Raw genomic sequence first — 13,118 nt, forward strand, 5'->3', positions numbered from 1 at the left:
ACTCTCAAAACAGATCAATTGAACCGCCCGAAGTCGACTTGACAACTGATGCAGCATTTCCACGGCGCTCTTCAACGGCAAGCGTCTCTGGATGCGCATGTGCTAGCCGCTTGACAAGAGCCTTTCCTGTCACAGGGAAAAAGCACACCTTCCGAGGATGGATATCAAGAACATCCTGCGATACCACAGGGATACGCTCAGTAGCCAAATAATCCAAAACAAACTGCGTATTTCGTTCGCCGACATTCATTGATGTAAACCCCGCCATGACCTGAGCGCCACCAAAAACCTTGGCTTGCATCGACTCTCTTCTTGCACCCGACTTAAGCAGTTGGTTAATCAACAACTCCATCGCATACGAACCATATCTTCCCCCCCCCTCCAAACTATCACCATCGGGCAACATGAAGTGATTCATTCCACCCGAACGCGCCCTAGCATCCCAAATACAAGCAGCAATACAGGAGCCCAATACTGTCATCACCATCAAATCATCATTGGAAACAAAATACTCCCCAGGGAGTACTTTGACCGCATCATATTGAAACTGATGATCGCTATAAAAAAAAGAAGCTTCTCCTGGGCCGCGAGGTAATGATTTTAAATATTCAACGCGAGAAACCCGGCCACCCACTAGTGTTGAAGTCAATATAGAGCGATTCGGCACTTTAGCAATATCCAATGCAGGAGAATTCATGGCTAGATTGCATTTAAAAATGCTTCAGAATCACATTCCCCCAAAGGAAGGAAAAGACAAAACTCAAATCCTTTCATACACAGTTTTGCCTTTCAAAACAAATAAATCACGTGATTCACTAAAATTCTCTGCATGCCCCACAAACAACAAACCACCAGGATTCATGACTCGATAAATATCCTCAAGCACCTTACGTTGTGTTGGCCCATCAAAATAAATCATCACATTCCGGCAAAAAACAACATCAAATAAATCACGAAATGGCCACCCTCCTTGCGCAAGATTCACAATCATAAACTCGATCAAATTACGCAATTCAGCCTTAACTCGTACGAATCCCTGATTTTGCCCCTTACCTTTGAGAAAAAACTGATGCAATTGACTGCTGCTGATATTCTTTAAATTATCAATGCGATAAATACCTGCAGCAGCTGTTGCCAGTACTTTCGAGTCAATATCACTCGCAACAAGAGAGAAATTAGGATGCATTCCCAATACCTCAAGGGCGGTCATCACAATGGAGTATGGCTCTTCCCCTGTGGAGGCTGCACTACACCAAATGCGCCAATCTTTTTTTAACTTATTCGATTCCAAGTATTGACGGAATATCTGAAAGTGATGTTGCTCTCGAAAAAAGGAAGTTAAATTTGTCGTCAGAGCGTTAACGAACTCTTGCCACTCCGGACCATCATGTGTCTCGAGCCAGCGCAAATATTCCTCAAAACTATGATGTCCCGTTTCACGCAAACGGCGAGACAAACGACTGTAAACCATTGCATGCTTCCCATCATGCAAACTAATCCCTGCTCGTTGATAAATAAGGGATTGAACTTTATTAAAATCAGAATCAGTCCAAGCAAACTCCCTATTTTGCATATTTGCCCCTCCAATCTCATGAGCGAATGAACGAGATTGAGGATCAATCATAATATGCAATATAAAAGTCAGCAGGCATCCGTCACCAGTCCCATATCAACCCCAGACATCAGTTTTTCTATATCCAGCAGAATCAACATTCGCTCGCCCAGTGAGCCAAGACCAATCACTGACTCAGCATCAATCACACTCTCAATGTCTGGTGCTGATCTTAATTGTTCTGGCATAAGCCCCATCACATCACTGACTGAATCAACCACGATACCAACAATACGCTGGTGGAGATTAAGAATAATGACAACAGTGAATGAATCATATTGAGCATTTGCACAATTAAATCTTAAGCGCATATCCACAATTGGCACGATAGTGCCCCTGAGATTCACAACCCCTTTTATAAAAGTTGGTACATTTGCGATACGTGTTGGAGGCTCATATCCACGAATTTCTTGAACTTTTAATATATCAATACCATATTCCTCTCGCCCCAATCGAAAAGTCAAATATTCTCGAGCCTCTGCTCCGATTCCATCATTTATTTTTTCCATGGCATTTATATCTCTCGTGTTTCTCTACCATTAAAGGATTAGTGCCGTGAACGACGCACCAGAGCTCCTGTATCAAGAATAAGCGCCACCTTCCCATCTCCAAGAATCGTGGCACCAGATACATTCGGAACTTTTCGGTAATTAGTTTCCAAGTTCTTAACAACAACCTGCTGTTGCCCAAGAAGCTCGTCCACCAACAAAACCACCCGGCTTCCTTCGGCCTCAATGACTACCATAATGTCACTGACCTTGTCTGCACCGTACCTGGGAACCTGAAACACCTTTTCCAATTCAATCACCGGCATATATTCATCGCGAACCTTGACTAGCTGCGCACCTTGCCCAACCGTACTGACGGCATCTGATCGAACCTGGAAAGACTCCACAACAGACGATAAAGGCAAGATATAAACCTCATCGCCCACACCTACAGACATGCCATCCATAATGGCGAGTGTCAACGGTAAACGGACCGACACTTTCATGCCCTGTCCTTCAATTGACTCAATATCAACCGTGCCGTTCAACGAAGCAATATTGCGCTTGACAACATCCATCCCGACGCCTCGACCAGAAACATCGGTAACAACTTCTGCGGTTGAAAAACCTGGTGCAAAAATAAGTTGCCAAACCTCGGAGTCGGGCGCTTGATCGGACACATCCAAACCACGCTCTCTGGCTTTTGCCAATATCTTCTCACGCGACATTCCTTTGCCATCATCACGAACTTCAATGACGATGGAGCCCCCCTGATGGGCCGCTGACAATGTGATGGTTCCCGTCTCCGGTTTTCCTGCACGGACTCGTTCCCCAGGCAACTCAATCCCGTGGTCGCAGCTATTTCTAACCAAATGCGTCAACGGATCCGTGATTTTCTCAACCAAACCCTTGTCCAGTTCGGTAGCCTCACCCAACGTCACGAAATCCACCTTTTTCCCGAGTTTGCCGGCCAGATCACGCAACATCCGAGGAAACCGACTGAACACGACAGACATAGGAATCATGCGAATCGACATGACAGATTCCTGCAAGTCCCTGGTATTTCGATCGAGATCACTAAGTCCAGAAAGTAATTGCTGATAAACCGACGGATCCAAAGTCCGGCTGTTCTGCGCCAACATCGCCTGCGTGATGACCAATTCGCCTACAAGATTAATCAATTGATCAACCTTGTTAATAGCCACCCGAATTGTGGCCGCTTCAGGCTGCACGCTGCTGACTGCCGGTGCCTTGCTCGCACCACTTCGAGGAGATTTTTCAACCGTATCAGGCAGGCTAACCCCGGCAGAAGAGGCTGCCAGATGCGCCGGTTGCCCATCAGGAGCACCAGGGGCGCCATCAAAAAAGCCGAAACTGGAAGCGATAGCAGCAACACTACCCGACGCCAAAGACGCGGGTTGTGCCACGTGCTCACCTACTGCAGAAGGTTCGCCTGATTTTTCGGTAATCATCACATGGTCACGAGAAACATGAAATGCAAACAAGTCCAGCAAATCCTCGTTGGAAGAAGTCGTCTTCACCTCGAAAACCCGACTGTCCGCGGCCATATCACTGGAAGTAATTGCCTGGATGTCACCTAACCCCGGTATATCGCGAAAAAGTTCCACAATGGCATCCGCTTGACTAGGTTGATCCAGGTGACTCATGCGAATTTCCAGTGTACGCAGGCCATCGGCAATACTTGTCTGCACAGGTGCGGATGAAGGTACTGCAGGTTGCACAACGACGGGGACTTCGGGTGCAGGTTTTGGTGGAGGAGATAACTGCGGACCAGGAGCTCCCGAGGCCGCTTCCCCGGAAACCAACATCCGAATTCTTTTAACCAATTCCCCAGTGGGCGGCGCATCGGCTGTATTTCCGTTTTGGTGACATGCCAGTAAACCACGAGAGGCGTCTGCAGACTCCAGCAGTACATCCACCATCGCAGACGTAGGTTTCAATTCATGCCGACGCAAACGATCCAGCAACGACTCCATCTGATGTGTGAGTTCAGCCACATCAGTGAAGCCAAATGTCGCAGCACCCCCTTTGACCGAATGCGCGCACCGAAAAATCCCATTGAGCTCTTCGTCGTCCGCAGTCTCCAGATTCAAACTAAGCAGCATCTGTTCCATCAAGTCGAGGTTTTCTCCCGCCTCTTCGAAAAAAATCTGATAGAACTGACTCAGATCAAAATCCGCCCCCGCCCCACCGCCCTCATGATGCACGTCCGCCATGACTATCTCCTGAAATCTGCTTTGCTACCGGTGACAAAAAACGCCGTCACTTAATGACTTTCTTGATAACCTCAATCAACCGCGTCGGATCAAAAGGTTTGACAAGCCAACCGGTTGCACCAGCGGCACGCCCAGCCTGTTTCATCAGATCACTCGATTCGGTTGTCAATACCAGAATAGGAACAGTCTTGAACTGTGGATGCTCACGTAATTTACGTGTCAAGCCCAAGCCATCCATTCGCGGCATATTCTGATCAGTCAAGATCAGGTCGAAGGGTTGTGCCTGTGCTTTTTCGAAGGCATCTACACCATCCACCGCCTCAACCACCTGATACCCGGCTCCAGTCAACGTAAACGACACCATCTTTCGCATCGAAGGCGAATCATCGACAGTGAGAATTAAAGGCATGGACAACTCCGACTAGTTCAAACGCAATAGGTTCTGGGATCAAAAAAGCTCAATGGAGCCGGCCTGCATTTCATCCTGCGTCACCGGATTAGGACGGTCTGGAACCTCTTCCACAAACGGAACCGCCTCGCCATCCTCCGGCCCCATGGCGTCAGAGGCCAACCGGTAGGCACACCCCTGCAAAATCTTGGACGTATGCCCAATCAATTGGGATGCCATATCCTGAAACTGCAACTCGGTCACAGCAGCATGCAAAGCCGTACGCACCCCCTCCAATTCCTGCAAAGTCGCCAACGCAGGGGCGGAGAGATCCTCGCTCGCAGTTGTAAACCGGAGCATCAAATTCTCCATCGCATGTGCAAGCAAACCGTCCAAACGATTCAAATCGTGCACAACCACCAGGAGTGAATCCTGCACTTCTGCCACCAACATGACCGGCAAGGCCACTGTTGGGGCCGAGAATGCTGACTGAGGTGATGTTTCCAACCAAGTCTCCGCTAAGGACACCACAAAACAAGCAGAATCGAGCTCATAAACAATCATAGCGCCAATCATGCCGAACGAAGATCAAAAACATGCGCCTTTATGCATCCTTCATCTTGAAGACTCCGTTCATGACCATAGGCTGGTCAAGCGTGAATTCCAGAAATCCGGTGAAACCATCGACATCAGACACGTAGAAAACCTGGCGGATTTTGAAAAAGCCCTCCAGGAAACGCACTTCGATGTGATTCTGGCGGACTACCGATTGCCTGGGTTCACGGCGCTCGACGCCTGGCAACTGATGAAAAGCAAGCACATCCGCCTGCCATTTATCCTGCTCTCCGGCGCCATCGGTGAAACCGCCGCCGTTGCAGCCATCCAGGCAGGCATCAGTGACTATTTGCCAAAGGATGACCTGACCAAACTCCGGCACGTCACGCAGCGTGCCGTTGAAATGCACCGCATCGTGCTGGCCAAGGAACAGGCGGATGCCGAACTGGCAGAGTCCGAAAAGCGTCTCGCCAGCTTTGCTGAACATCTTCAATTGGCCATTGAACAAGAACGCGCAGCCATTGCCCGCGAGCTTCACGATGACATCGGTGGCTCATTGGCCGCCATCCGCTTTGACCTATCGTGGATCGGACGACACACCACAGACCCGGCCACCATCGCTCATGTCCATGCAGCCACAGACATGTTGCAACATGCCGTGGAGGCCAACCAGCGCATCATGATGAATTTGCGCCCAGCCATTTTGGATCAAGGGCTGGTTGCAGCCATTCACTGGCTGGGTAGCAGCTTTTCCAGGAGAACCGGCATCGAAACCGTCATTCGCGCACACCTGCAAAATGACCAACTTACCAAGGCCGTTCAACTGACCGCCTACCGGACGGCGCAAGAGGCATTGACCAATATCGGTAAATACGCACAATGCACCCAAGTGAAAATTGACCTCGCCGGTGATGACAACTTTCTCACGCTGGAAATCGCGGATAACGGTCAGGGTATCGACTCTGCCAACGCTGGCAGTCCCGGTGGTTTCGGCATCAAAGGCCTCAAAGAACGGGCAAAAACCATCGGCGGATGGCTGGACGTCAGTTCGCAAAAAGGGCTGGGCACTTCCATCACCTTATCCGTCCCGATAGAAAATAGACCACCCCCCGAAGCAGGAGAAAACAGCGAATGATCCGCGTAATTTTGTGTGACGACCACGCCATGATTCGGCGTGGTATCAAAGACACGCTGTCAGAAGCGGTCGACATCCAGGTGGTCGCCGAATCTGGTTCCTACGCCGAAGTCCGGGAAGCCATGCGCACCCACGCATGCGACGTTCTGGTGCTGGACATCAACCTACCAGGGCGTGGCGGCCTCGAAGTTCTGGCCAGCCTTCGCGAAGCGGACTCACCGATCAAAGTGCTGATCGTCTCCATGTTTCCCGAAGATCAATACGCCATTCGCTGCCTGAAAGCCGGTGCGCAAGGTTATCTGAGCAAGGCCGGTGACCCAGCTGATCTGATCACTGCGGTGCGTACTGTCGCGCAGGGACGCAAATACGTCACCCCCAATGTGGCGCAAATGCTGGTCGACAACCTCAACACCCCGGAAAGTAGCAGCCCCCACGCCAGTCTGTCCGAGCGAGAGTTACAGACACTGCTCAAAATCGCCTCAGGAAAACGTTTGTCCGATATCGCCGAAGAACTGATGCTCAGTCCCAAAACCGTCAGTGTTTACCGGGCTCGGGTGCTGGAAAAACTCAAACTCACCAACAACTCCGAGATGACGGTGTACGCCATCCGCAATGGCCTTGTTTAAGCCAGGTCACCGGACTGAAAACACATCCAGTGCCCGCTCCATCAGCCCCATTAACGGCTCATCCAGCATGGGCAGCGTAGCCGCCATGCCAATCAGGCCGACCGTCAGTGTGATGGGAAAACCAATGGCATAGATATTCATCTGGGGGGCCACCCGGGACACAATCCCCAATGCCAGATTGGCAAACATCAGTACCCCGACCATCGGCAGCGATATCCAGAGGCCACTGGCGAAAAGATTCACCCCCAAATCCAGCATTTTCATTTGCTGCAAGGCTTGCAGGAAGTTCTGATCAACCGGAAAGGCCTGAAAACTCTTGATCACAGCCAGCAAAACCATCAAATGGCCATTCATGACAATAAAGATGAACAGAGTGATTTGGCCAAAAAAACGCGAAACAGCGCTGGACTGGGTATTGAGGGTGGGGTCAAAAAACGAGGCAAAGTTCAGACCCATCTGAAATCCGGCCACTTCACCAGCCAGTTCGACTGCAGCGAACACCACACGAATGGCAAAACCGATCGCCAGCCCCACACCCACTTGCTGAATCACCGCGCCCAAAGCCCCAGCTTCGTTCATCCCGATCACCGGCTGCTGCCCCAGGGAAGGTTGCGCAGCCAGTGCAACAAAAAAAGCCAGCCCGATACGGGCACGAACCGGAAACGCTCTCGATGACAAAACAGGCGCGGATGTAAACAACGCCAATGTCCGCAAAAAAGGCCAGATCAAGGGCGCCAGCCAGGCGGTCAACTGGGCTTCAGAAAATGTGATCACCGCCTGACCTGCCTACATCACGGCGGAAGGGATGGCCTCAATAGTCCGACGGATGTACTCCACCAGGACACTCAACATCCAGGGACCAGCCAACGCGAACACCAGCATTGCCGCTATCAATTTGGGGACAAAAGCCAATGTCGCCTCATTGATTTGAGTCACAGCCTGAAACAGACTCACCAACAACCCCACCACCAGAATCACCCCCAGCAACGGTGCCGACACCATCAACATCATCCACAAGGCGTCCTGGCCTATCGTCAACACCATCTGGGCATTCATCGTCTGGCCTCAAGTCACAAAACTGGCGGCCAGAGACCCGATCAGCAGGTTCCAGCCATCCGCCAGCACAAAAATCATCAGTTTGAAGGGCAATGCCACCAGCACCGGTGACAACATCATCATCCCCAGCGACATCAGCACACTGGCCACCACAATATCAATCACCAGGAACGGGATAAAAATCATGAACCCAATTTGAAACGCTGACTTCAACTCACTGGTGACAAATGCCGGAACCAGGACCCGCATTGGTGCTGCAGCGGCATCTGTGCCCACATCCAGCTTGGCCAGCTTGACAAACAGGGCCAAATCGGCCTGCCGTGTCTGCTTGCTCATGAACGAACGCATCGGAGCTTCCGCTTTGGCCAGCGCCTGTTCAAAGGACAAGGTGCTATTGGAGTACGGCAAGTAGGCATCGTTGTACACCTTGTCGAGTGTCGGCCCCATCACAAACATGGTCAGAAACAAGGACAGCCCCACCACCACCTGGTTGGGCGGAGCAGACTGTGTCCCCAGCGCCTGGCGCAGCAGGGACAGGACAATCACAATCCGCGTGAACCCGGTCATCATCAGCAACACCGCCGGCAAAAACGACAATGCAGTAAAAAACAGCAGTGTCTGTACCGGCACGGAATAACTGGTGCCCGAACTGCCGGAACCAATCAACAAAGGCAGTTGCGCCCCACTTTGCGCCATGACCGCCGGATGAATCGCCAGCGCCAGCAAAACGCCAGCAAGTCTGAGCCACCCCACTGACTTGAGAACAGGCCAGGGTCGCATCATGACGAAAGCGCGTTCACCTGAGCACCCGCCACCGGTGCGGCGATCTGGTGCACAGACTCAGGCGCCGCGGCCGTATGCAGGCAGTGAATGGACTGGGCTGTCACACCCAGCGTCAGCCAAACGCGCGCCCCCTCCGGCCCCACTTCAACAGTAACTACGCGCTGATGGGGCCCCACGGCCACCGCAGAAACCACCCGGGACACGGCTTGAGTTCCAACCGCACCAGTGCCAACACGACGTTGAAGCCATTTCAGCCCGACAGGAATCATGGCCAGAATCAGGACCACCAGGATGATCGACACCCATGCGGAGTTCATCTGTCTCTTAGCCTTTGCTCACCCGACGCAAACGTTCCGACGGCGTCACCACGTCCGTCAAGCGGATACCAAACTTGTCGTTCACCACCACCACTTCACCCTGCGCGATCAAATAACCATTGACCAGCACATCCATCGGCTCACCAGCCAGGGCATCCAGTTCAACCACCGACCCCTGCCCCAGCTGCAAGATGTGTTTGATCGGCACCTTGGTCCGACCCAGCTCCACCGACAACTGCACCGGAATATCCAGCACCCGGTTGATGTCGCTGATCGGTGCGTCGGAATGGCTCGACGACGAAGAAAAAACCTGGGGTGCCTCGCCGGAAAGAACCCCTCCTGGCTCGGGTGCAGCACTGGCAGCATCTGCGCTTTTTTGCTCCATCAAGGCCTCAGCCCAGTCGGCCAGACCATCGTCCTCTGCGGGTTTGTCATCCGTTGACATGTCGTTCACCTTTCCAATTGAGGTCATTACCCCTCAGACTTCGTTCAATCTTCAGCGCGTACTTGGCGTTATGGGTGCCGTATTGACACTCAAAAATCGGTACACCGTCAATCGTCGCCTGAATGCGCGGCTGCCGATCCAGCTCAATAAAGTCACCGGGACGCATGGCCAGAAGCTGTTCCACCGTGGCATCAGCATGCGCCAACTCGGCCACCAGCTCCACTTCTGCCGCCTGGATTTCCTGGGTCAACACATTCACCCAGCGGCGGTCAACCTCCATCGAATCACCCTGAGTCGACGAATACAGCACATCCCGAATCGGCTCCAGGGTGGCGTAAGGCATACAGAAATGGATGGCTCCCGTGATCTCACCAATTTCCAACTGAAAGGACGTCGTCACCACAATCTCGCTGGGGGTGGCGATATTGGCAAACTGGGGCTGCATTTCAGAGCGCTGATAGTCCAGTTCCAGCGGGTAAATGCCACCCCAGGCCTTTTTGTACTCATCCGTGATCACATCGACCATGCGATTGATCACACGCTGCTCGGTGGCTGAAAAATCACGCCCTTCGATCCGCGTCTGGAACTTGCCGATGCCGCCATACAGCGACTCGATCACACCAAACACCAGGGCAGGCTCACACACCACCAATCCACTGCCACGCAAAGGCCGGATCGCCACAATGTTGAAATTGGTCGGAACCGCCAGTTCACGCAAAAAAGCGCTGTAGCGTTGAACCGTCACCGGGCCGACCGATATTTCCGGGCTTCTGCGAATGAAGTTGAACAGGCCAACCCGCAAATTGCGGGCAAAACGCTCGTTGACAATTTCCATCGTGGGCATACGCCCACGCACGATGCGCTCCTGGCTGGAGATGTTGTACGACCGAACTTCGCCGCTCTCAGCCACCTCCTCGGCCAGTTTCTGGCTTTCCCCGGTGACCCCTTCCAGCAGGGCATCCACCTCTTCCTGGGACAAAAACGATTCACTCATGACCAATCCACCGGAACATCACTGAACAATCAGGCTGGAGAACAGGACCCCCACCACCGGGTACTGCGCCTTTTTCTTCGACTTTGCCTGCTGGCCGGCAGCCGCAGACTCTTCTGCGCCACCAAATGGCAGGGACGTTTCCCGCAAAATATCGTCAATCAATTTCTGCTTGCCTTCGGCCGACAGAAGGTCTTCTGCCGTCCGCTGCGACAGCAACATCAATACACCACTGCGGATGGTCGGCATATAGGCTTTGACAGAGTCCGCTGCTTTCGTATCCTGCACCTCCAGGGTGATGCCCACCTGAGCCACTCTTTCGCCCCCAGCATCAGCCAGGTTCACCACCATGTTCTCCATGGGCAAATAGACCGGTGGCGCCTTGGCCCCGGCATGTGCAGCAGGCGCGTGGGCCGGTTGCGCCCCCTCTTCTTCCAGCGCAGCGGCCGCAGCGGCACGCTGCTTGCTGATGTAAAAAAACACCCCGCCACCGACCAGCACCAAAAGCAGCACCACACCAACGATGATGATCAGCATTTTCTTGCTCTTGGCCGGCGGTTTGACAACTTCGGCCTCTTCAGGTTTGCTAGCCACGATGATTCCCTCAGGACGTTAAGTTGGGCCCATTATTCAGCACTGGCACGGCCCTGAGAGCCGAATCAGCCACAGAAAAACACGGCATCTGTCTCATTAGCGAGTCTAACCGTCAGACAAACAGATCCAAAGCCTGCCCCACCGACGGATTCCCTCCCTTGGCGCCGGCCACCACCGCAATAGGTTCAGCCGCCACGACCCGGGTTTGACGGACGCGTTCCGAGGGAGCCGGTGCATGATTCTGCCCGCCTCCCTGCCCGGAAGTGCCAACGGACATCCCGGCCAATTGCAGCCCTTCGCTGGACAGAAGCTCCTTCAATTGAGCCGACGCGCTTTCAAGCACCTGGCGCACCTCGACCTGGTTGCTGAGGAAGTCCACCTGCGCCTGATCACCGTCCAGTGAAATGCGAACTTTCACCGGCTCACCACCCAAACCATCCAGCGTCAATTCCGCGCTCTGCACGCCGTGCGTGACCCAGTAACTCACGGTTTCCGCCACCTGGGTGTCGGGTACCACAGCCGAGGTCGGCGCCACCTCGTAGACAGCATCGGCCGGTGTTTTGCTCGTCGTGGCGCCGCCCAGTGCCCCCTCCAAACCTGAGTTGGACTGCGTCGACTTGGCACTGGGACGCTCCGTGCGCACCAACAGTTCCGCCGCGGTCGAAGCCGGCAAGACGTTGGACACCTCCACCGCGGAGGCCGGCTGCACCGCATTCGGATGTGCCCTGGCGTCACGCAAATCCATCTGAACCTGGCTCAAACCCTGAGGTTTGGCTTGAGCCACTGACCGCCCCCCCAGCAGCGTCTCAACCTGCTGCTGCACCGACGCGTCTGAAACCAGCGGATCGGTGGCGCCTGCACGGTCTGACGCGCCCCCACTGCCCGACTGCAACAACCCCTCAGCACTGCGTTTGCCGGACGCCTGGGCTGCCGACGTGGCCGGCGTCGTCTGCACCGGCGCACCAACGCCTGTCGGGAATGTCTGTGCGCCAACGGCATCACGGCGCTCAAGGCCCAGAACAGGGGGCATCACCTCCCCGGCCAAGGTGGGAGACGCTGCCGTGCCACCGTTCAAGGTGGCGGTGGAAGGCGCTGCCGTGCCACCGTTGGCAACCGGTGCTGGTGTGTCGTTTGAAACGGTCAAATTAGCTATATAGTTGATAGCTAATTGTGCAATATCTACCTGGGCTAGAGCATCTTTTTCTTCATTGGAACTGGTCACCTCTGGCGCCAGTTCCCCTGTCGCGGTCACCTCACCCACCGGGTCAGTCGCCGATAGCAGGCTCATCAAGGCCGAGAAACCACCGCCTGCCTGTGGCGACAGCGCATCCGCCCCGCCCGGTTTTTTGGCCCCACGAGGTTCAGCCCCCGCGATGGATTTAGCGCCCTGGGGCGCACGACTGGACTCGACACTCATGATGGACTCTCCGTTTGCATTCGAATCTGGCGCTGGGTCTGCAAGGCAGCAAATTCATCCATCTGCTTTTGCTCCCGGCGTTGCTGGGTTTTGGCCTGGTCCGCCTGCCTACCAGCCAGCACCTGTTGGAGACTGGCCAGGCGAAACTCGGCCTGCAGCACCACTTGTTTGGCCGTGTCCACCCGCTGGCTGGACCCCGCCAACACACCGTCCTGCAGCCCGATGGCCTGGTTCAGGCGATTCATGAACTGGTAATGGTGGTGCAACAACTCGGGGGTGGTACTGCGCTGGGCGTTCTGCAGCCAACGCTGCTCGGTCTCCTGGGCATATTGCTGCAGCTGCTGCATCTGGTCCTGCGCAAAAGCATGGGCCTGCATGGTTTTTTGCAGCTGCGCCAAAGCCTGGTCACGTTTGGAGGTGGCCAGATCAATCGCCAGAAGGAGACTTTTCAGAACAGTCATGATGGCTTAGCGC

Annotated in this window: 17 protein-coding genes; 2 read left to right on the top strand and 15 right to left on the bottom strand. The window is 53.8% G+C overall.

Annotated features, from left to right (window positions below; all coding sequences use genetic code 11):
- Nucleotides 1–4 precede the first annotated feature (4 nt).
- The 6 genes from cheD to PHW99_RS10210 form a co-directional block, all read right to left on the bottom strand.
- Entirely contained in the window at nucleotides 5–697 is a 693-nt protein-coding gene (cheD, locus tag PHW99_RS10185) for a chemoreceptor glutamine deamidase CheD (RefSeq protein ID WP_300176571.1), read from the bottom strand.
- Between the two features lie 63 nt (nucleotides 698–760).
- A complete protein-coding gene (locus PHW99_RS10190; protein ID WP_300176574.1) occupies nucleotides 761–1,624 on the bottom strand; it encodes a CheR family methyltransferase in 864 nt (287 codons plus the stop codon).
- A 17-nt stretch (nucleotides 1,625–1,641) separates the two neighbouring features.
- Entirely contained in the window at nucleotides 1,642–2,121 is a 480-nt protein-coding gene (locus tag PHW99_RS10195) for a chemotaxis protein CheW (RefSeq protein ID WP_300176577.1), read from the bottom strand.
- Between the two features lie 38 nt (nucleotides 2,122–2,159).
- On the bottom strand, nucleotides 2,160–4,337 hold the full coding sequence (locus PHW99_RS10200; protein WP_300176580.1) for a chemotaxis protein CheW: 2,178 nt from the start codon (nucleotides 4,335–4,337) through the stop codon (nucleotides 2,160–2,162).
- Between the two features lie 46 nt (nucleotides 4,338–4,383).
- Nucleotides 4,384–4,746, bottom strand: a complete 363-nt coding sequence (locus PHW99_RS10205; protein WP_300176584.1) for a response regulator — start codon at nucleotides 4,744–4,746, stop codon at nucleotides 4,384–4,386.
- Nucleotides 4,747–4,785: 39 nt separating this feature from the next.
- Nucleotides 4,786–5,178 (bottom strand): hypothetical protein, encoded by a 393-nt coding sequence (locus PHW99_RS10210; protein ID WP_300176660.1) that lies wholly within the window; start codon nucleotides 5,176–5,178, stop codon nucleotides 4,786–4,788.
- A 121-nt stretch (nucleotides 5,179–5,299) separates the two neighbouring features.
- Here PHW99_RS10210 and PHW99_RS10215 point away from each other — a divergent pair, with 121 nt between their 5' ends.
- Both PHW99_RS10215 and PHW99_RS10220 read left to right on the top strand, forming a co-directional pair.
- The gene (locus tag PHW99_RS10215) at nucleotides 5,300–6,415 is read left to right on the top strand and encodes a response regulator (protein ID WP_300176587.1); all 1,116 of its coding nucleotides are present in this window, start codon (nucleotides 5,300–5,302) and stop codon (nucleotides 6,413–6,415) included.
- Nucleotides 6,412–7,041 (top strand): response regulator transcription factor, encoded by a 630-nt coding sequence (locus tag PHW99_RS10220; RefSeq protein ID WP_300176590.1) that lies wholly within the window; start codon nucleotides 6,412–6,414, stop codon nucleotides 7,039–7,041. Before PHW99_RS10215 ends, PHW99_RS10220 begins: the two co-directional genes overlap by 4 nt.
- A 6-nt stretch (nucleotides 7,042–7,047) precedes the next feature.
- Here the strand turns inward: PHW99_RS10220 and fliR are convergent, their stop codons facing one another.
- From fliR to fliJ, 9 genes are all read right to left on the bottom strand, one after another.
- On the bottom strand, nucleotides 7,048–7,815 hold the full coding sequence (gene fliR, locus PHW99_RS10225; protein ID WP_300176593.1) for a flagellar biosynthetic protein FliR: 768 nt from the start codon (nucleotides 7,813–7,815) through the stop codon (nucleotides 7,048–7,050).
- Nucleotides 7,816–7,827: 12 nt separating this feature from the next.
- On the bottom strand, nucleotides 7,828–8,097 hold the full coding sequence (fliQ, locus tag PHW99_RS10230; RefSeq protein WP_300176596.1) for a flagellar biosynthesis protein FliQ: 270 nt from the start codon (nucleotides 8,095–8,097) through the stop codon (nucleotides 7,828–7,830).
- 9 nt (nucleotides 8,098–8,106) lie between these two features.
- Entirely contained in the window at nucleotides 8,107–8,877 is a 771-nt protein-coding gene (gene fliP, locus PHW99_RS10235) for a flagellar type III secretion system pore protein FliP (RefSeq protein WP_300176662.1), read from the bottom strand.
- Nucleotides 8,877–9,197: a flagellar biosynthetic protein FliO gene (locus PHW99_RS10240; protein WP_300176599.1), complete on the bottom strand. Its 321-nt coding sequence runs from the start codon at nucleotides 9,195–9,197 to the stop codon at nucleotides 8,877–8,879. The genes fliP and PHW99_RS10240 overlap by 1 nt, the downstream gene beginning before the upstream one ends.
- A gap of 7 nt (nucleotides 9,198–9,204) precedes the next feature.
- Nucleotides 9,205–9,642 carry a flagellar motor switch protein FliN gene (gene fliN, locus PHW99_RS10245; RefSeq protein WP_300176602.1) on the bottom strand — a complete coding sequence of 146 codons (438 nt, stop codon included), beginning with the start codon at nucleotides 9,640–9,642 and terminating at the stop codon, nucleotides 9,205–9,207.
- Entirely contained in the window at nucleotides 9,629–10,636 is a 1,008-nt protein-coding gene (fliM, locus tag PHW99_RS10250) for a flagellar motor switch protein FliM (protein ID WP_300176605.1), read from the bottom strand. Before fliM ends, fliN begins: the two co-directional genes overlap by 14 nt.
- An 18-nt stretch (nucleotides 10,637–10,654) precedes the next feature.
- Nucleotides 10,655–11,227, bottom strand: a complete 573-nt coding sequence (locus tag PHW99_RS10255) for a flagellar basal body-associated FliL family protein (RefSeq protein ID WP_366913319.1) — start codon at nucleotides 11,225–11,227, stop codon at nucleotides 10,655–10,657.
- Between the two features lie 112 nt (nucleotides 11,228–11,339).
- Entirely contained in the window at nucleotides 11,340–12,644 is a 1,305-nt protein-coding gene (locus PHW99_RS10260) for a flagellar hook-length control protein FliK (RefSeq protein ID WP_300176608.1), read from the bottom strand.
- Nucleotides 12,641–13,105, bottom strand: a complete 465-nt coding sequence (fliJ, locus tag PHW99_RS10265; RefSeq protein ID WP_300176611.1) for a flagellar export protein FliJ — start codon at nucleotides 13,103–13,105, stop codon at nucleotides 12,641–12,643. The genes PHW99_RS10260 and fliJ overlap by 4 nt, the downstream gene beginning before the upstream one ends.
- Nucleotides 13,106–13,118 lie beyond the last annotated feature (13 nt).

Source organism: Rhodoferax sp., assembly GCF_028689305.1.
Lineage (GTDB): Bacteria > Pseudomonadota > Gammaproteobacteria > Burkholderiales > Burkholderiaceae_C > Rhodoferax.